The organism is Streptomyces sp. SID14436, from assembly GCF_010548465.1.
In the GTDB taxonomy this organism is placed as follows: Bacteria; Actinomycetota; Actinomycetes; order Streptomycetales; family Streptomycetaceae; genus Streptomyces.
Map to the genome: position 1 here is coordinate 1 of NZ_JAAGMD010000625.1, position 17,733 is coordinate 17,733.

General features: G+C 70.3%; 17 protein-coding genes and 1 riboswitch. Of the genes, 3 read left to right on the forward strand and 14 right to left on the reverse strand.

What is annotated here, in order from left to right; genetic code table 11:
- The 4 genes from G3I53_RS21905 to G3I53_RS21920 form a co-directional block, all read right to left on the reverse strand.
- The coding region (locus G3I53_RS21905; RefSeq protein WP_164438690.1) for a hypothetical protein at positions 1–663 on the reverse strand (663 nt) is incomplete at its 3' end.
- Between the two features lie 260 nt (positions 664–923).
- Positions 924–1,964 (reverse strand): C40 family peptidase, encoded by a 1,041-nt coding sequence (locus G3I53_RS21910; RefSeq protein WP_164333453.1) that lies wholly within the window; start codon positions 1,962–1,964, stop codon positions 924–926.
- 318 nt (positions 1,965–2,282) lie between these two features.
- Positions 2,283–3,632, reverse strand: coding sequence for an NYN domain-containing protein (locus G3I53_RS21915; RefSeq protein WP_164346544.1), 1,350 nt, complete (start codon positions 3,630–3,632; stop codon positions 2,283–2,285).
- 65 nt (positions 3,633–3,697) lie between these two features.
- Positions 3,698–3,937: a hypothetical protein gene (locus G3I53_RS21920; protein WP_164333726.1), complete on the reverse strand. Its 240-nt coding sequence runs from the start codon at positions 3,935–3,937 to the stop codon at positions 3,698–3,700.
- 158 nt (positions 3,938–4,095) lie between these two features.
- Here G3I53_RS21920 and G3I53_RS21925 point away from each other — a divergent pair, with 158 nt between their 5' ends.
- Together G3I53_RS21925 and G3I53_RS21930 are read left to right on the forward strand one after the other, a co-directional pair.
- Positions 4,096–4,830, forward strand: coding sequence for a rhomboid family intramembrane serine protease (locus tag G3I53_RS21925; protein ID WP_164333727.1), 735 nt, complete (start codon positions 4,096–4,098; stop codon positions 4,828–4,830).
- Positions 4,827–5,108 carry an Lrp/AsnC ligand binding domain-containing protein gene (locus G3I53_RS21930; protein ID WP_030820493.1) on the forward strand — a complete coding sequence of 94 codons (282 nt, stop codon included), beginning with the start codon at positions 4,827–4,829 and terminating at the stop codon, positions 5,106–5,108. Before G3I53_RS21925 ends, G3I53_RS21930 begins: the two co-directional genes overlap by 4 nt.
- A gap of 57 nt (positions 5,109–5,165) precedes the next feature.
- Here the strand turns inward: G3I53_RS21930 and G3I53_RS21935 are convergent, their stop codons facing one another.
- The 6 genes from G3I53_RS21935 to G3I53_RS21960 form a co-directional block, all read right to left on the reverse strand.
- Positions 5,166–6,566, reverse strand: coding sequence for an aminotransferase class V-fold PLP-dependent enzyme (locus G3I53_RS21935; protein WP_164438691.1), 1,401 nt, complete (start codon positions 6,564–6,566; stop codon positions 5,166–5,168).
- A 164-nt stretch (positions 6,567–6,730) separates the two neighbouring features.
- Positions 6,731–6,847, reverse strand: a riboswitch (SAM riboswitch).
- Positions 6,848–6,922: 75 nt separating this feature from the next.
- Positions 6,923–7,987, reverse strand: coding sequence for an anthranilate phosphoribosyltransferase (gene trpD, locus G3I53_RS21940; protein WP_164338246.1), 1,065 nt, complete (start codon positions 7,985–7,987; stop codon positions 6,923–6,925).
- Positions 7,988–8,121: 134 nt separating this feature from the next.
- Positions 8,122–9,759, reverse strand: a complete 1,638-nt coding sequence (locus G3I53_RS21945) for a cytochrome bc complex cytochrome b subunit (protein ID WP_164338245.1) — start codon at positions 9,757–9,759, stop codon at positions 8,122–8,124.
- Positions 9,756–10,814: a Rieske 2Fe-2S domain-containing protein gene (locus G3I53_RS21950; protein WP_164338244.1), complete on the reverse strand. Its 1,059-nt coding sequence runs from the start codon at positions 10,812–10,814 to the stop codon at positions 9,756–9,758. Before G3I53_RS21950 ends, G3I53_RS21945 begins: the two co-directional genes overlap by 4 nt.
- Positions 10,811–11,623 (reverse strand): c-type cytochrome, encoded by an 813-nt coding sequence (locus G3I53_RS21955; RefSeq protein ID WP_164338243.1) that lies wholly within the window; start codon positions 11,621–11,623, stop codon positions 10,811–10,813. The genes G3I53_RS21950 and G3I53_RS21955 overlap by 4 nt, the downstream gene beginning before the upstream one ends.
- Positions 11,624–11,703: 80 nt before the next feature.
- Positions 11,704–12,315 carry a heme-copper oxidase subunit III gene (locus tag G3I53_RS21960; protein WP_164338242.1) on the reverse strand — a complete coding sequence of 204 codons (612 nt, stop codon included), beginning with the start codon at positions 12,313–12,315 and terminating at the stop codon, positions 11,704–11,706.
- A gap of 200 nt (positions 12,316–12,515) precedes the next feature.
- Between G3I53_RS21960 and G3I53_RS21965 the strand changes: the two genes are divergently transcribed.
- Positions 12,516–12,917 carry a hypothetical protein gene (locus tag G3I53_RS21965; protein ID WP_164338241.1) on the forward strand — a complete coding sequence of 134 codons (402 nt, stop codon included), beginning with the start codon at positions 12,516–12,518 and terminating at the stop codon, positions 12,915–12,917.
- Positions 12,918–12,953: 36 nt separating this feature from the next.
- On the opposite strand, the gene G3I53_RS21970 is transcribed toward G3I53_RS21965, so the two are convergent.
- From G3I53_RS21970 to coxB, 4 genes are all read right to left on the reverse strand, one after another.
- Entirely contained in the window at positions 12,954–14,216 is a 1,263-nt protein-coding gene (locus G3I53_RS21970; RefSeq protein WP_164338240.1) for an Ig-like domain-containing protein, read from the reverse strand.
- A 139-nt stretch (positions 14,217–14,355) separates the two neighbouring features.
- Positions 14,356–14,754, reverse strand: coding sequence for a cytochrome c oxidase subunit 4 (locus G3I53_RS21975; protein ID WP_164338239.1), 399 nt, complete (start codon positions 14,752–14,754; stop codon positions 14,356–14,358).
- A complete protein-coding gene (ctaD, locus tag G3I53_RS21980; protein WP_164338238.1) occupies positions 14,751–16,487 on the reverse strand; it encodes a cytochrome c oxidase subunit I in 1,737 nt (578 codons plus the stop codon). The genes G3I53_RS21975 and ctaD overlap by 4 nt, the downstream gene beginning before the upstream one ends.
- Positions 16,484–17,404: a cytochrome c oxidase subunit II gene (gene coxB, locus G3I53_RS21985; RefSeq protein ID WP_164338248.1), complete on the reverse strand. Its 921-nt coding sequence runs from the start codon at positions 17,402–17,404 to the stop codon at positions 16,484–16,486. Before coxB ends, ctaD begins: the two co-directional genes overlap by 4 nt.
- Positions 17,405–17,733: the final 329 nt, after the last annotated feature.

Below are 17,733 nucleotides of genomic sequence, written 5' to 3' on the forward strand. Positions count from 1 at the left end.
GGCCTCCCCGCCGGGGCCGGGCAGGCCGGCGCGGCCGGAGCGGGTGGCGCGGTCGTAGGCGGCGCGGGCGTCGTCCGGAAGGGAGTTCAGCAGGCGCCGGGCCGCGGCGAGTTTGCGTTCGACGGTCTTCTTGTGGCCGGCGACGGCCTTGCGGCTGCGTTCGAGTTCGCCCAGCTTGCGGGTCGTCTCCGCGCGGTCCTGCGCCAGGGTGCGCAGGGCCTTCTGCAGTTCGCGCAGCCGGCCGGCCTGGCGGGTGCTGACGCGGTCGAGGACGGAGGCCTTGTCGAGGTAGTCGTCCGGGTCGGCGGAGAGCAGCAGTTCCAGGGAGGGGTCGAGGCCGCCGGAGCGGTACTGGGCGCCGGCCAGTGAACCGAGCGCGTCGCGCATGGAGTTGACGCGCTCCTGCTGCCGGGCCAGGTCGTCCTGCGCGGTGCGGACCTGCGCGCGGAGGGTGCCGGCGCGTTCGTCGGCCGCGTTGTACGCCTCGGTGGCCCGCTCGGCCTCCTCGTAGAGGCGGTCCACCTCGGTCCGGGCGTCGTCGTGCGGTGCTGCGGCGGCCGGTACGGCGCCCAGGACGGCGGCGGCCGCCGAGAGCAGGCCGACGGCGACGGTGGTACTCCGGTCGGAGCCGGAGGACGGTGCAAGGCGGCGATGGGACCCCACGGGAAGCCGCTCTCCTTCCGCTGACGGACGGGAAACGCGGCAGACAGTAACCCCGCGGTGGTGGGGCGGCCAACGACCCCGGCGGGCACGCACGGTGACGCCCCGCCTCCGACGCAGGTCACAGGCGGGGCGCGGGCCGTACGGCGACGGCGGGATTCCCCCGAACGGGGGCACCCCGTCCCGGTGCCGGGTCATGGCGTCCGGGGCCCGGTGTGCGGGCCGGACGGCCGGGCGTCAGGGGCGCGGCGGTGTCTCCCGGGTCAGACGCGGACGCCGAACATGAAGGGGCCGCCGATGGTGTTCATCGACTCGTAGCGCACGACGGTGCCGGTGCGGGGGGCGTGGATGATCTGGCCGTTGCCCGCGTAGAGGCCCACGTGGTGCAGGTCGTTGAAGAAGAAGACCAGGTCGCCGACCTTGAGGTCGCCGACCGAGTAGATCCTGGTGCCGGCCCCGGTCTGCGCCTCGGAGGTGCGCGGGATGCCGACGCCGGCCTGGGCGTAGGCCCAGGAGGTCAGGCCCGAGCAGTCGAAGGAGGACGGGCCGGTGGCGCCGTAGACGTAGGGCGTGCCCAGCTTGCTCTGCGCGGCGGCGAAGGCGGCGGCGGCGCGGCCGGAGCCGGCCGGAACGTTGGCGGAGAGGGCGTCGCGCGCGCTGGCGCGGGTGGCGCGGTTCTCCTCCTCGGCGAGCTGGGCCTTCTGCTCGGCGGTGAGGCTGTTGAGCAGCTTCTGCGCGGAGGCCAGCTTGCCCTGGACCTCCTTCTTCTTCTTGCCCAGTTCGGAGCGGGTGGAGGCGAGGTCCTTGAGCTTCTCGGTGGCCTCGGAACGCTGCTGGGCGAGCTCGCGCTGCTTCGACTGGATCTTCTTCAGCCCGTCGACCTGCTGGGTGCTGAGCTGGTCGAGGGTGGAGGCCTTGTCGAGGTAGTCGTCCGGGTCGGCGGACAGGAACAGCTGCACCGAGGGGTCGATGCCGCCGCTGCGGTACTGGGCGCTGGCCATCGTACCGAGGCCGTCGCGCAGCTCGTTGAGCTCCTGCTGGCCGCGGGCGACGTTGTCCTGGATGGTGGAGATCTCCTTCTGGAGCTTCTCCTGCTTCTCCTTGGCGCCGTTGTACTTCTCGGTGGCCTGCTCCGCCTGCTCGTAGAGCTTGTCGACCTTGGCCTTCACCTCGTCCTTGCTCGGCTTCTCGGTGGGCGCGGCGTTGGCACCCTGCGAGCTCAGGACGACGGCAGCTGCTGCAGCGGTGGTGAGCACGGTCACACGTGCGCGGTTCGGCTGCTTGGGACGACGGTGGGACGCCACGGAGGCGAGCTCCTTCTTCCTCCAGCCGCCTACCGACACGCCGGTGGGCGGGGGCCTCCGCCGTCGCCACCCCATGTGAACGATCACCCGAGCGGAGGTTCGAGGCCCGACCCTAGTGATTCTCTTGTGATCAGTTCAAATCCCTGGACCCGAAATCTCCGTCACAGCGCGTTTCTTTGCCATGAACTCACGTGCAGTGATATGGAGCTGACACTACGTTGCGTGACGATCCCCGCCAATTCGGGCAATCGGCGGGTACGTTGCGGTTGGGGCTTAGGGTTCTGATGGGGCGTAGGGGCGCTTTACGGCCGGCGGGCCTCACGCCTTGGAGAACCGCTTCAGGAGCACCGCGGAGGCCACCGGCCGGGCACCCGCGCGGGCCACCCCGTCGGCGACCTCGCGGTCGGTGGAGACGACGATGACCGGCCTGCCGGGCGGCTCGGCGCGCACCAGCTGGCGGATCAGCTCGTCGGCGGTGACGCCCGGCTTGGAGAACAGCACCCGCACCCCGCGCGGCGGCGCCAGCAGCACCGGCGCGGCCAGTTCGGCCCCGTCGAAGACGCAGGTCACCTCCGCGCCGGTCTGCGCGGCCACCTGGGCGAGCTGGCCCAGCAGCCGCAACCGCTGCTTCTCCAGGGGCATCTGGGGATAGCCGGTCTTGGTGACGTTGTAGCCGTCGACGACGAGATGGGCCTGCGGGAGGGCCAGCAACTGGTCGAGGATCGCCGGGTCGTCCTCGGACAGCGCGCGGGCGGCGATGTCCTTGGGCGTCATCCGGCCGGGCTCCACGGCGTCCACGGTCTCCGCGGGCCGCACGGACACCGGGGGCAGGGCCAGTTCGCGCCGGAGCCCCTGGGCGGCCTCCAGGACGGTGTCCAGCAGCAGCCGGACCCGCATGTCCTCGACGCTGCGTCCCTCGCGGGCGGCGCGACGGGCGGCCTCCAGGGCGGCCTCCGTCTCGCCGAGGCGCGCTTTGATCCGCCGGGTCTCGCTCTCCGCGGCCGACACCTGCGCGTGGCTGTCGGAACGGACCGTCTCCAGCTCCGCCTGCACTTTGCGCAGGGCCGCCTGACCCCGTTTGACGTCGCTGAGCGCGGACCGCAGTTTGCGGTGCAGCGACTCGGCCTCTTTGCGCGCCGCGTCCAGTTCGGAGCGCAGCCGCTCGGTCTCGGTGCGGGTGTGCTCGCGGGCGCGCGCGAGCTCGGCGCGCAGCCGCTCCAGCTCCGCCCGGTTCTCCTCGTCGGCGCGCTCGGCGTCGGCGCGCTGGGCCTCCTCGCCGGCCGCGGCGACCAGCTTCACCCAGCCGGCCGGCCGCAGCACGTAGGCGGCGGCCGCCACGTCCAGGGGGTCCGCGGCCGGGGGCGGCGAGCCGGAGTCGAGGGCACCGGTCAGCTCCGGCTGGGCCTCGCGGAGCTTCTCCCCGATGCGCTGCCGGAAGAGCGGGTCGGTCTCCAGGGCGGAGGCCATCGCGTTCCCGGCGAACTTGATCCGGCGGTTGGGCGCGAAGCGCGCGTACTGTCTCAGCTGGGCCGGCAGCTCGCCGACGGTCAGCCCGCCGAAGCCGTCCGAGACGATCTGGACGACCCGGCGGCGCACCCCGTCGGGCAGCGGACGGTCGAGCACCTCAGCGGCGCCGTCCTGCGGCCCCCCGCCCGTGGTCTCCACCATCCGTCACACCCCAATGCCTGTGTGCCACCCCGCGTACGGGGTCACCGTCAGCGGAGCCTGCCCCCTCAGGAGCCGGCACCCGGCCTGTCCACGAGTTCCACCTGGTCCACGGCGTTGCACCAGCGGCACCGCACCGATTCGATGGTCTCACTGAGCACCTCGCGCTCCTCGACCTTCGGCTCGCCGGCCAGGTCCAGGTGGACGTACTCGACGACCTTCGAGGAGCGGGTCACGTCGAAGCGCGTGAGGTTGCCGCAGAGGGTGCAGCGCCACCGGGTGGCGGCGGTCGGCAGGGGAACCGTCATCGTGGCTGTTCGCCTTCCTTTCCGGTCTCCGGGGCGCGCCGGGCACCCCGGTGGGTCAGGGTCGTAACCCTACGGCCTGGCGGGTCCCCGCCGCCCGCCCGTCCACGGCGGCGAGGCGGTCTGCGTGGTTGCGTCCCGTTGCGTCATGCTCTGTGACCATGGTCCGCAACTGGAGACCCTCACTCGTCCGGGCGGTCCGGCTGCCGTCGGCGCCGGTGACCCACACCCTCGTCGCCGTGTGCTGCCTGGTCTTCCTGTTCGGCCCGGCCTCCGGGCTGAACCCGGCCCACGGGACCGGGGAGGAGCTGCTCGCCGTGCAGCGGGCGTACTTCCGGCACTGGGGGGTGATCCCCGCAGACCTGTTCGACGGGTCCCTCCGGGCGGCCCTCACCCCGGCCACGGCCCTGTTCGTGCACGGCAGCTGGGTGCACCTGCTCGGGAACATGCTGTTCCTCCACGTCTTCGGCACGATGACCGAGGCACGGATGGGCCGCGCCCGCTTCACCCTGTTCTACGTCTGCTGCGGGTACCTCGCCCTGCTCGGATACGCCCTCGCCGACACGGGCTCCCCGCAGTCGGTGGTGGGGGCGTCGGGGGCGATCTCGGCCGTCCTGGGGGCGTTCCTCTTCCTGTTCCCCCGCGCCCGGGTGACCAGTCTCCTGCCGTTCCTGTTCTTCCTGCCGGTCCGCTTCCCGGCCTGGGTGGTGCTGCCGTTCTGGGCGGGGCTGCAGTGGCTGGGGGCGGGGCGGGCGTCCGACGGGCCGGGGGTCGCCTACCTCGCGCACCTGGTGGGCTTCGGCCTGGGGCTCGCCTGCGCGTGGGTCTGCTCCGGGCGGACGACTACAGTGAGGGCCACCCCTGCTCCGGCTCCCGAGGGAGAGAACCAACCGTGATCACCGCGATCGTCCTCATCAAGACCAGCGTGGACCGGATCCCCGAGATCGCGGAGCGGATCGCCGCGCTGGACAGCGTCAGCGAGGTCTTCTCCGTCACCGGCACCTACGACCTGATCGCGATGGTCCGGGTCCGGGAGCACGAGGACCTGGCCGAGGTCATCCCCGGCCGGATCAGCAAGATTCCCGGCGTCGAGGGCACGGACACGCACGTCGCGTTCCGCACGTACTCCCAGCACGACCTGGAGGCCGCGTTCGCCATCGGGCTGGACAGCTGACGCACCCGCCGGGCGGGACCGGGGGATGGCGGCCCCCGTCCGGTCCCGCCGGCCGGGTCAGGCGGCGGAGGTGTCCGGCACGCAGCGGCCGTCCACCGTGCGGTAGGTCCAGCGGGCCCCGTCCCGGACGAGTTCCCGCACCGCGCGCACGAACCGCTCCACGTGCTCGTCCGGGGTGCCCGCCCCGAGGCTGACCCGGACCGCGTTCAGGGCCCGCTCCCCGGCCGCCGCGTCCGGGGCGCCGCACTCGCCCCGGTGCCCCGCCGCGCCGCCCAGCAGCTTCCGGACCAGCGGGTGGGCGCAGAACAGGCCGTCCCGTACGCCGATGCCGTACTCGGCGGACAGCGCGGCGGCGAAGTGGGAGCTGCTCCAGCCCTCGACGACGAAGGAGAGCACGCCGACGCGCGGGGCGTCGTCCCCGAAGAGGGACAGCCACCGCACCTCGGGCACGTCCGCGAGCTCCTCGCGCACCCGGCGGATCAGCCGCTGCTCGCGGGCGACGAGGGTGTCGAACCCGGCCTCGGTGAGCGCCCGGCACGCCGAGGCGAGGGCGTGCACGCCGATGACGTTCGGTGAACCCGCCTCGTGGCGGGCGGCGTCGGTGTGCCACTCCACGTCCACTCCCCCGTCCGCGCGCCGGCCGACCCTGCGGCTGGCGCCGCCGCCCGCGAGGTAGGGCTCGGCCGTGCGCAGCCAGTCGGCCCGGCCGGCCAGCACCCCGGAGCCGAAGGGGGCGTACAGCTTGTGGCCGGAGAAGGCCACCCAGTCGACGTCCAGGTCCCGCACGCTCACCGGGTGGTGCGGGGCCAGCTGGGCGGCGTCCAGGACGATCCGGGCGCCGTGCGCGTGGGCGGCGGCGGCCAGTTCGCGCACCGGCCACAGCTCGCCGGTCACGTTGGAGGCGCCGGTGACGCAGACCAGGGCGGGCCCGTGGGGGTCGCGGTCGGCGAGGGCGCGCTCCAGGGTCTCGACGGCCTGCCGCGGGCTGTCCGGCGCGTCGAGGACGGTCACGTCGCGGCGGCTCCAGGGCAGCAGGGCCGCGTGGTGCTCGGTCTCGAACACGAAGACGCGGCAGTCCTCGGGCAGGGCGGAGGCGAGGAGATTGAGGGAGTCGGTGGTGGACCGGGTGAACACCACCTGGTCGCCGGTCCGGCAGTCGAGGAAGGCGGCGACGGTCCGGCGGGCGCGCTCGAACAGGTCGGTGGAGAGCTGGGACAGGTACCCGGCGCCCCGGTGGACGCTGCCGTAGTACGGCGCGTAGGCGGCCACGTCGTCCCAGACCCGCTGGAGGGCGGGCGCGCTGGCGGCCTGGTCGAGCGCCGCGTAGGTCACCTCCCCGCCGGTGACGAGCGGAACGGTGACGTCCCGCCCGAGGACGGGCAGCGGGGCACAGCCGGCCGGGTCGGCGGCGGTGTCGGCGGTGACGGTCGTGGCGGGGGCGGCGGTGGCAACGGACATGGCGAACTCCCGTACGCGGCAGGCGGATCCCCCGGGCGAGCGGCGACGGCTCGAGCCCGGTGGTGAGGGGAAAAGAGGGGATGCGGAGGCGGGGCTCTGTGGCCCTAGCTCATTCGCTTGCTCATGCCGGGCTCCTCGACGACCAGGACCCCTGGTTCGCGAGGGGTCCGCGCTTGCCGTGGACCTTGCTGTCCACGGCCTGGTCCTCACCCGGGGCACCCCGCCACGGACGGAGGGTTGCCGGACAGCCGGCCGGGGCCTGATGGCTGTCACTCATGACCTGGACAGGAACGTACGGGAAGAAATCGGGGTCCCGCAACCCGTGTCCGGATCGCGGGACCCCAGGGGCGGTCCGCTCAGGCGTTGCTGACGGCCACCCAGCGGTCCAGCACGCGCCGGGCGGCCCCCGAGTCGATCGCCTCGGCCGCCTGCTCCATCCCGGCGCGGATCTGCTCCGTGAGGGAGCCCGGTGCGGGCTCCAGCGCCACCAGGGCCGCCGCGGAGTTCAGCAGGACGGCGTCCCGCACCGGGCCGCGCTCGCCGTCCAGCAGCCGGCGGGCGATCTCCGCGTTGTAGGAGGCGTCGGCGCCGCGCAGCGCCGACACGTCGACGAGGTCCAGGCCGACGTCGCGCGGGTCGAAGACCTCCTCGGTGACCTTGCCGCCCCGGACCACCCAGACGTGGGAGGTGCCGGTGGTGGTCAGCTCGTCCAGGCCGTCGTCGCCGCGGAACACCAGCGAGGAGTGGCCGCGTCCGGCGAACACCCCGGCCATGATGGGCGCCATCCGCGCATCGGCGACCCCGACCGCCTGCGCCTTCACCCGGGCCGGGTTGGCCAGCGGGCCGAGGAAGTTGAACACGGTGCGGATGCCCAGTTGGCCGCGGGCTGCCGCCACGTGGCGCAGCGCGGGGTGGAACTTCACCGCGAAGCAGAAGGTGATCCCGGCCTCCTCGGCGACCTCGGCGACCCGCCGCGGGGTCAGCTCCAGGTTGACGCCCAGCTTCTCCAGCACGTCGGAGGCGCCGGACGCGGAGGAGGCGGCCCGGTTGCCGTGCTTGACGACCTTCGCCCCGGTGCCGGCCACCACGATCGAGGACATGGTGGAGATGTTCACCGTCTTCGCGCCGTCGCCGCCGGTGCCGACGATGTCGACCGTGGCGCCGGGCACGTCGATCACGTTGGCGTGGTCGTAGAGCGCCCGGACGCAGCCGGTGATCTCCTCGACCGTCTCGCCCTTGGCCCGCAGGGACACCGCGAAACCGGCGATCTGCGCGTCGGTGGCCTCACCGCGCATGATCAGGTCCATCGCCCAGGCGGTGTCGTCGGCCGACAGGTCACGGCCCTCCAGCAGGCCGTTCAGCAGGGCGGGCCAGGAGCGGCCCGCCGCGGTGTCGCCTCCAGCGGGGGTCACAGCGCTCATCAGCCGCTCCTGTTGTCGTCCTGCACGTCCGCTCCCACCCTATCCAGCGTCGGGCACGGCGAAGGCCCCCGTCCGAGTACCGGACGGGGGCCTTCGACCGTGGTGTGGCGACTGTCGGTCAGCCGGAGCGGGGATCAGTGGTGGCCGTGGCCGCTGGTGATCTCCTTGTACTCGTCGGCGGTCGGCTTCGGAATCTGGGACTCCTCGCCGTAGTAGGCCTTGCTGAGCTTGGCGCGCAGCTTCTCGGTGGCCTTGACCTTGCGCTCGACGCCGTTCTCGTCGACGGTCGGGCCGATCTCCGCCGGCTTGTACTGCTCGTGCGCGGTGAGCGTGTAGAGCTGCTCCTGGCTGAGCGGCTCGTGCACCTCGATGAACTCACCGTGCGGCAGGCGCTTGATGATGCCCGACTCGCGGCCGTGCAGCACCTTGTCCTTGTCGCGGCGCTGGAGGCCGAGGCAGATCCGCTTGGTGACGATGAACGCCACGACCGGGCCGAGGAAGAACCCGATGCGCACGAACCAGGTGACCGCGTTGATCGACAGGTGGAAGTGCGTGGCGATGATGTCGTTACCGCCACCCACCAGCATGATCATGTAGGCGGTGACCCAGGCGACACCGAAGGCGGTGCGGGTCGGGGCGTTGCGCGGGCGGTCCAGGATGTGGTGCTCGCGCTTGTCCCCGGTGATCCAGGACTCGATGAACGGGTAGAGCGCCAGGACCGCCAGGAACAGGCCGAACAGCAGCAGCGGGATGAACACGCCCAGGACCAGCGTGTGGCCCCAGAAGTTGATCTCCCAGCCCGGCATGGCGCGGACCAGACCCTCGGCGAAGCCCATGTACCAGTCCGGCTGGGCGCCCGTCGAGACGAGGTCCGGCCGGTACGGTCCCAGGTTCCAGATCGGGTTGATCGTGACCAGGCCGGCGACCAGCGAGATGAAGCCGAAGACCAGGAAGAAGAAGCCCCCGGCCTTGGCCATGTACACCGGCAGCAGCGGCATGCCGACGACGTTCTTGTTGGTCCGGCCGGGACCCGCGAACTGCGTGTGCTTGTGGTAGAAGACCAGGATCAGGTGGGCGACCACCAGACCCAGCATGATGCCCGGCAGCAGCAGGATGTGGATCGAGTAGAACCGGGCGACGAAGTCCGTCCCCGGGAACTCCCCGCCGAACAGGAACATCGAGATGTACGTGCCGACGATCGGCACGGACAGGATCGCGCCCTGCGTGAAGCGGACACCCGTACCGGACAGCAGGTCGTCCGGGAGCGAGTAGCCGGTGAAGCCGGTGAACATGCCCAGCACGAACAGCAGGAAGCCGAACAGCCAGTTGATCTCACGCGGCTTGCGGAACGCACCCGTGAAGAAGACGCGCATCATGTGCACGAACATGCCGGCCAGGAAGATGACCGCGGCCCAGTGGTGGATCTGCCGGATGAGCAGGCCACCGCGCACGTCGAAGCTGATGTCGAGGGTCGAGGCGTAGGCCTGCGACATCAGCTGGCCCTGCATCGGGACGTAGCTGCCGTGGTACTCCACCTCGGCCATCGACGGGTGGAAGAACAGCGTCAGGTACACACCCGTGAGGATGATGATGATGAAGCTGTAGAGGCAGATCTCACCGAGCATGAAGGACCAGTGGTCCGGGAAGATCTTCCGCATGTTGGCCTTGGCCAGGGAGTAGATCCCCAGCCGGCCGTCGGCCCAGTCGGCGACGCGCTCGCCGGCCGGCGCCTTCCCGCGAGAGCGGGAGTCGGTGGTCGTCGTGGTGCTCATCCGCGCTCCCAGAATGAAGGGCCGACGGGCTCGTCGAAGTCGCTGTGCGCTTCGAGGTAACCCTCGTCGTTCACGCCGATGCGCAGCTGCGGCAGCGCGTGACCGGCGGGACCGAAGATCACCTTGGCGCCGTCGGAGAGATCGAAGGTGGACTGGTGGCAGGGGCACAGCGCGTGGTGCGTCTGCTGCTCGTACAGCGAGATCGGGCAACCGACGTGGGTGCAGATCTTCGAGTACGCGAGGATCCCCTCGTGCGACCACTCGAGAGCGCGCTTGTCCTTGATGTTCTCCGGCTGGATCCGGACGAGCATCAGCGCGGCCTTGGCGATCTCGTTCTGGAACCCGTGGTCGTGCGGGTCCAGGCCCTCGGGCTGGGCGAAGACGAGCGAGCCGACGATGATGTCGGACGGGCGCAGCGGCTCGTTGGTGTTCTGGTTGATGAGCAGCTTGCCCTTCGACCAGGCGGTGTGACGCAGCTTGTCCTCGGGCAGCGGGCCGAGGTCGCGCAGCAGCACGACGCCGGACAGCGGGAAGAGGGCCAGCGCGCCGAACATGGTGTTGCGGATGAGCTTGCGACGGCCGAGGTCCGACTCCTTGGCGCCCTGCCGGAAGTCGTCCATGACCTTGGCCTTGACGTCCGGCGCGGCCTGGATCGGGTGCCGTTCGTCGGTGAGCTCCACGTCCGACATCAGGGTGCGGGCCCAGTGGACGGCGCCCGCGCCGATGGCGAACAGCGCGATGCCGAGCGTCACACCGAGCGCGAGGTTCAGGGCGCTGATGTGGCCCAGCATCCAGACGTAGACGATCTTGTCGACCGGGATCGCCACGAACGCGGCGATGAAGCCGATGGTCGCCAGCATCGACACCGTGAACAGCAGGGCCACCGTGCGCTCGGACCGCTTGGCGGCCCGCTCGTCGATGTCCTGGATCCGGTGCTCGTGGGGCGGCAGCCCCGGGTCGGCGAACGGGTCCTTCTGGTCCGCGACGCCGACCGCGCCGTGAGCGGTGTCCTGCGCGGTGGGCAGGTTCTCTTCGGGAATGTCTTGGCTACTCATGACTTCTTGGCCTTTGCGGTCCGAGCGGCGACCCACACAGCGACGGCGATCAGTCCGCCGAGGCCGAAGACCCAGCCGAAGAGGCCCTCGGCGACCGGGCCCAGCGAGCCGAGCGCCAGGCCGCCCGGGCTCTCGGAGTCGTCGCTGTTGACCTCCTGGAGGTACGCGATGATGTCCTTCTTGTTCTGCACCGTCAGCACGCTGTCGGGGAACGACGGCATGTTCTGCGGGCCGGTGAGCATGGCCTGGTACACGTGCTTCGGGTCGACGTCCTCGAGGTCCGGAGCGTACTTGCCGTGCGTCAGGGCGCCACCCTTACCGGTGAAGTTGTGGCACTGCGCGCAGTTGGTGCGGAACAGTTCGCCGCCCTTGGCGATGTCGGCGCCCTGGGGGCCGTACTCCTCCTCCGTCGGGACGGCGGGACCGGCACCCAGCGAGGCGACGTAGGCGGCCAGCTGGTCGATCTCGGCCTGGCTGTACACCGCCGGCTTGCGCGGCGCCTGAGCGCTCTGCGAGGTGGCGGCCGGCATGCGGCCGGTGGCCACCTGGAAGTCCACGGCCGCGGCGCCCACGCCCACCAGGCTCGGCCCGTCGGAGGTCCCCTGACCGCCGGTGCCGTGGCAGCTGGCGCAGCCGACCGCGTAGAGCTTCTTTCCCTCCTCGATGGTGAGGGACTGGGCGGTTTCTTCGGCCTGCGCCTTGTCCGCGGGCGCGAACACGGCGTACAGCCCCCCGGTGCATGCCAGCGCGAGGAGGAGAACCACGAGCGCCGCCAACGGGTGGCGTCGTCGTGCGGAGAGCTTTTTCACGGATTACCCCGGTGTCAGGATCTTCTGCGTCGATGCTTCTGGTTGGTGCGCGTCAGGAGCGCGCGCGGTGATGAGCCCGGCTACTTGATCATGTAGATCGTCGCGAACAGACCGATCCAGACGACATCGACGAAGTGCCAGTAGTAGGACACGACGATGGCGGCTGTGGCCTGATCGTGGGTGAACCTCCGAGCGGCATAGGTCCGGCCCAGGACCAGCAGGAAGGCGAAGAGTCCGCCCGTCACGTGCAGGCCGTGGAAGCCGGTGGTCAGGTAGAACACCGAGCCGTACGGGTCGGAGCTGAGGGACAGGCCCTCGTGCTTGACCAGCTCGGTGTACTCGACGATCTGACCGCCGATGAAGACCGATCCCATGATGAAGGTGACGATGAACCACATCCGGAGCTTCTTCACGTCACCGCGCTCGGCGGCGAAGACGCCGAGCTGACAGGTGAGCGAGGAGAGCACCAGGATCGTGGTGTTCGTCGCCGCGAACGGGAAGTTCAGCGTGTCGGCCTTCTCCGTCCAGAAGTCTGGTCCGGTCACCGATCGCAGGGTGAAGTACATCGCGAAGAGGGCCGCGAAGAACATCAGCTCGGAACTCAGCCAGATGATGGTTCCGACGCTGGTGAGGTTCGGTCGGTTGACCGACGGGTGCGCGTGCCCGGTATCTACTGTCGTTGCTGTCGCCACGCCGACATTATGTCGGTCGCTTATCCCGCCCTCACCCCGGGGGGTGCCGTTCGGAGTGTCCGCCCCTCCTGGACTGCCCGGATGGCCCATCGAAGCCCTGTCCGAACCGGTGTTGACGAGCGGCCCGAAGGGGTAGCATCCGCGCCATCGGGACCCGATGTCCCCGACGAGGCTGCCCTCTCTCGGAGTGTGGAGGAACCATGCAGGCGACCGCCACGGTGCTGGTCTACAGCGACAACGCCAACACGCGGGAGCAGGTGCGGCTCGCCACCGGCCGGCGGCCCGCCCCGGACGTGCCCGTCGTGGAGTTCGTGGAGTGCGCGACCCAGGCCGCCGTGATCAAGGAGCTGGAGCACGGCGGCATCGACGTCTGCGTGCTGGACGGCGAGGCGGTGCCCATCGGCGGCATGGGGCTGTCCAAGCAGATCAAGGACGAGATCTTCAACAGCCCGCCGGTGCTGCTGCTCATCGGACGGCCCCTGGACGCCTGGCTGGCCACCTGGAGCCGTGCGGAGGCCGCTGTGACGCTCCCGGTGGAGCCGGTGGAGTTCGCCTCGGCCCTGGCGTCCCTGCTGCGGCAGAAGCGGCTGCAGAGCGCCTGAGGGGCGTCCGGGGGCCCTTGAAGGGCCTCCGGGGCCTCACACCGACTGGGGGCGCAGCCGGGCCTGTTCCTGCGGTCCCGCGGACTGCGGGTTGCCGGTCACCAGGGCGCTGCCCTCGCGCCACTGGGCCCAGGTGAGGTTCCAGTCGCCGAAGCCGTTGCCGAACGGCTCCATGGTGTCGCCGTCGGAGTTCACGACCTCGACGAGGTCGCCCTCCCGGACGGTGTCGAAGAACCACTGGGCGTTGTCGGTGCTCATCCCGACGCAGCCGTGGCTGACGTTGGCGTAGCCCTGGGAGCCGACGGACCAGGGGGCGGCGTGCACGTACTCGCCGCTCCAGGTGACGCGGGTGGCGAAGCGCACGTCGAGGTCGTAGGACTCGGAGGAGCCCTCGGCGATGCCGACGGTGCTGCTGCGCATGCGTACGTAGGGTTCCTTGGCGAGCACCACCTTGACGCCGTTGCGGGTCTCGAAGCCCGGCTTGCCGGTGGTGACGGGGATCGACTTGACCTCTTCGCCGTTCTTGTACACCGTCAGCCGGTGGGAGGCCGCGTCGGTCACGGCTATGACCCGGTCGCCGGTGCTGAACGTCAGCGGCTCGGCCTTGCCGCCGCGCAGGCGGTCGTTGACCTTGATGCCCTCCAGGTTGCTGCGGACCCGCACGGTGGCGTTGGCGGGCCAGTAGTCCTGGGGGCGGTAGTGCAGCTTCTTGTCGTCCACCCAGTGCCAGGCGCCGCTCACCGCGGGGGTGGACTCGACCTTGAGGGCGCGTTCCACCACGGCCCGCTGCGCGGGGTCCTTCACGGGCGTGTTGAGCTCGGCGGTGACGGGCTGGCCGACGCCGTAGGTGCCGGCCTTCGGGCCGAAGGTGACGCCCAGGCGCTTGGTCGTGGTGGGCTTGCCGGTGGTGAAGGTGAGGACCTTGCGGCCGGGGGCGCCGTCCTCGTCCTCCGTGCTCACCCGCACCGTGTAGGCGGCGTCGGCGGCGAGCGGCGAGGTGCTGTGCCAGCGGCTGCCGTCGGCGGCGAGTTCGCCGGCCAGGTAGCGGCCCGCGGCGTCGACGGCGGTGACGTCCGTGATGCGGCCGCCGGAGTCCTCGGCGACGATCTCGAGCGGCTTGTCGGGGTCGGCCGTCCGGTTGTCGCCCTTGGGGCCGTTGAAGGAGATCTGGTCCGCCGCGTCGTAGGGCTCGGCGGACAGCGGGTTGCCGTCGGAGGAGCAGCCGGTGACGCCCGCACCGAGGGCGATCACCAGCAGCGTGCAGCCGACGACGGTGCGGATGCGCGGGTCGTGTCTCATGACCTCACGCTAGGGAGCCGCGTCAACCACGGCGCGCTGGGCGCCTCGAACGAGTGACGTGTATTGCGGCAGACGCAGGGGGCCCGGACGCTCCTGACGGAGTGTCCGGGCCCCTGAGTGCCTCGCGCGTGGTACGGGACTACTGGGTGCGGTTCTCACCGCGGTAGTACTCGAAGGTCCAGCCCCAGATGCCGGCCACGATGAGCGGGATGGAGAAGTACATCAGCCACCAGCCCACGGCGATCGCCGCGAAGCCGAAGGCACCGCCGAGCGCCAGGAACAGCGGCTGCCAGCTGTGCGGGCTGAAGAACCCGACCTCGCCGGCGTCGTCCGCGACGTCCGCTTCCTTGTTGTCCTGCGGACCGGCGTCGACCCGCTTGGCCGTGAAGCCCAGGTAGAAGCCGATCATCACGGCCAGGCCGAACGCCAGGAAGAGGGCTGTGGTGCCGACCGCTTCCTTGGACCACACACCGTAGACGATCGCCACGATGAGCAGGAAGACGCTCAGCCACATGAACATCTTGCCCTGGATCTTCACTTGCCGGCCTCCTTGCCGCCGGAGAGGGCCTTCTCTCCCTGACCGACGTTCTCGAGCTCGTCGAGGGCGGCGATCTCCGGGTGGTGCAGGTCGAAGGCCGGGGATTCACTGCGGATGCGCGGCAGCGTGAGGAAGTTGTGCCGCGGCGGCGGGCAGGAGGTGGCCCACTCCAGGGAGCGGCCGTAGCCCCACGGGTCGTCGACGCCGACCGGCTTGCCGTACTTCGCCGTCTTCCAGACGTTGTAGAAGAACGGCAGCAGCGACATGCCCAGCAGGAACGAGGCGATCGTGGAGACCGTGTTCAGGGCGGTGAAGCCGTCGGCGGCGAGGTAGTCCGAGTAGCGGCGCGGCATGCCCTCGGCGCCCAGCCAGTGCTGGACGAGGAACGTGCCGTGGAAGCCGACGAACAGCGTCCAGAACGTGATCTTGCCGAGCCGCTCGTCGAGCATCTTGCCGGTGAACTTGGGCCACCAGAAGTGGAAGCCCGCGAACATCGCGAACACCACGGTGCCGAAGACGACGTAGTGGAAGTGCGCCACCACGAAGTAGGAGTCCGTCACGTGGAAGTCCAGCGGCGGCGACGCCAGGATGACGCCGGTCAGACCACCGAAGAGGAAGGTGACCAGGAAGCCCACCGACCACAGCATCGGCGTCTCGAAGCTCAGCGAGCCCCGCCACATGGTGCCGACCCAGTTGAAGAACTTCACACCGGTCGGGACCGCGATGAGGAAGGTCATGAAGGAGAAGAACGGGAGCAGCACACCGCCCGTGGCGTACATGTGGTGCGCCCACACCGTCACCGACAGACCGGCGATCGCGATCGTGGCGCCGACCAGGCCCATGTAGCCGAAGATCGGCTTGCGGGAGAAGACCGGGACGATCTCACTGACGATGCCGAAGAACGGCAGCGCGATGATGTAGACCTCGGGGTGACCGAAGAACCAGAACAGGTGCTGCCACAGCAGCGCCCCGCCGTTGGTCGGGTCGAAGATGTGTGCCCCGAACTTCCGGTCCACCTCCAGCGCGAGCAGCGCGGCCGCCAGCACCGGGAAGGCGAGCAGGACCAGGACACCGGTCAGCAGCACGTTCCAGGTGAAGATCGGCAGCCGGAACATGGTGAGTCCCGGTGCGCGCATGCAGATGATCGTGGTGATGAAGTTGACCGAGCCGAGGATGGTGCCGAAGCCCTGGAAGGCCAGGCCCATGATCCACAGGTCGGAGCCGAGGCCCGGGGAGCGGATCGCGTCCGAGAGCGGGGCGTAACCGGTCCAGCCGAAGCTGGCCGCGCCGTCCGGCGTGAGGAAGCCGGCCAGCGCGATCAGCGAGCCGAACAGGTAGAGCCAGTAGGCGAACATGTTCAGCCGCGGGAACGCCACGTCGGGCGCCCCGATCTGCAGCGGCATGATCCAGTTCGCGAAACCGACGAACAGCGGGGTGGCGAACATCAGCAGCATGAGCGTGCCATGCATGGTGAACGCCTGGTTGAACTGCTCGTTCGACAGGATCTGCAGGCCCGGGCGGGCCAGTTCGGCGCGCATGACCAGCGCCATGATGCCGCCGATGACGAAGAAGATGAACGACGTCGTCAGGTACATCGTGCCGATGGTCTTGTGGTCGGTGGTCGTCAGCCACTTGACCACGACGCTGCCCGGCCGCTTGCTGCGGACCGGCAACTCGCTCTCGTAGGAGCCCTCGGCCGCCGTGACGCCCTGGGGTTCGTTGATGATGCTCACAGGACGCTCACCTCCCGGTTCTTCTCGGGACCCGACTGCTCGATGCCCGCGGGCACATAACCGGTCTGCCCCTTCTTGACGAGGTCGTTGAGGTGCTGCTCGTAGCGCTCGGGCGAGACGACCTTCACGTTGAACAGCATCCGGGCGTGGTCCACACCGCACAGCTCGGCGCACTTGCCGAGGAAGGTGCCCTCACGGCTGGGGGTCACCTCGAAGGCGTTGGTGTGGCCCGGGATGACGTCCTGCTTCATCAGGAACGGCACCACCCAGAAGGAGTGGATGACGTCCCGCGACGTCAGGATGAAGCGCACCCGCTTGCCCTCGGGCAGCCACATGGTGGGGCCCGGGTTGTTGGTCTGCGGGTTCCTCGTCGAGGGGGTACCGCAGTCGTGGACACCGCCGGCGTCGGCCGGGAAGGCGTCCCGGTACCGGTCCGGAATCGGGTCCAGTTCCTTGGCGGTCTTGGCGTCGCCGGTGGAACCGTCCACGTTCTCGACGTAGTTGAAGCACCAGCTCCACTGGAAGCCGACCACGTTGACCGTGACGTCGGGCTTGCTTTCGAGCTTCATCAGCTCGGATTCGTCACGGGCCGTGAAGTAGAACAGCACCGAGACGATGAGGAGGGGGACCACCGTGTACAACGCCTCGAGGGGCATGTTGTACCGGGTCTGCGGAGGGACCTCCACCTTGGTGCGGCTGCGCCTGTGGAAGAAAGCACTCCACAGGATCAGACCCCACACCAGAACGCCCACGGCGAGCGCGGCCGCCCACGAGCCCTGCCACAGGGAGAGGATCCGGGGAGCCTCTTCCGTGGTCGGGGTGGGCATACCAAGGCGGGGGAAGTCCTCCCAGGTGCAACCGGTGGCGGTCGCCAGGACCAGGCCCGCGGTCGATGCCTGCAGCAGCTTCCGCCGCATCGGGCGCCGCGGCTTGGGGGTACCGCCCACGCCCTTCAGGCGGTGGGGGAGGTCGGAGCCGTTGGGACTCACGTAGCGCCTTCCCGAGAGTCTCGCCCGCGCTGTACGGCTGCGGCCTGGCCTTCTCGCTGGTCGGTCGCCGCCCTGCGTCGGGCAGGGGTTTGGATGTTTATGCGGACCAAACCCTAGCCGACGCCCTTCGGGGGGTCGCGGGGAGGGTGGCATACGCGCCGGGGGTCACCCTGAACGGGTGGGACGAGCCGCCCACGAGGGCCGGTTCACCGGTCCCGGGCGGGACCCCGCCGGCCCGATCCTACGGCTCCCCGCGC

Excerpts from the sequence above, each read along its gene's own strand:
- trpD (WP_164338246.1), bottom strand. The coding sequence starts at position 7,987 with ATGAGCGCTGTGACCCCCGCTGGAGGCGACACCGCGGCGGGCCGCTCC.
- G3I53_RS21915 (WP_164346544.1), bottom strand. The coding sequence starts at position 3,632 with ATGGTGGAGACCACGGGCGGGGGGCCGCAGGACGGCGCCGCTGAGGTG.
- G3I53_RS21925 (WP_164333727.1), top strand. The coding sequence starts at position 4,096 with ATGGTCCGCAACTGGAGACCCTCACTCGTCCGGGCGGTCCGGCTGCCG.
- G3I53_RS21935 (WP_164438691.1), bottom strand. The coding sequence starts at position 6,566 with ATGTCCGTTGCCACCGCCGCCCCCGCCACGACCGTCACCGCCGACACC.
- G3I53_RS21965 (WP_164338241.1), top strand. The coding sequence starts at position 12,516 with ATGCAGGCGACCGCCACGGTGCTGGTCTACAGCGACAACGCCAACACG.
- G3I53_RS21945 (WP_164338245.1), bottom strand. The coding sequence starts at position 9,759 with ATGAGCACCACGACGACCACCGACTCCCGCTCTCGCGGGAAGGCGCCG.
- G3I53_RS21950 (WP_164338244.1), bottom strand. The coding sequence starts at position 10,814 with ATGAGTAGCCAAGACATTCCCGAAGAGAACCTGCCCACCGCGCAGGAC.
- coxB (WP_164338248.1), bottom strand. The coding sequence starts at position 17,404 with ATGCGGCGGAAGCTGCTGCAGGCATCGACCGCGGGCCTGGTCCTGGCG.
- G3I53_RS21920 (WP_164333726.1), bottom strand. The coding sequence starts at position 3,937 with ATGACGGTTCCCCTGCCGACCGCCGCCACCCGGTGGCGCTGCACCCTC.
- G3I53_RS21970 (WP_164338240.1), bottom strand. The coding sequence starts at position 14,216 with ATGAGACACGACCCGCGCATCCGCACCGTCGTCGGCTGCACGCTGCTG.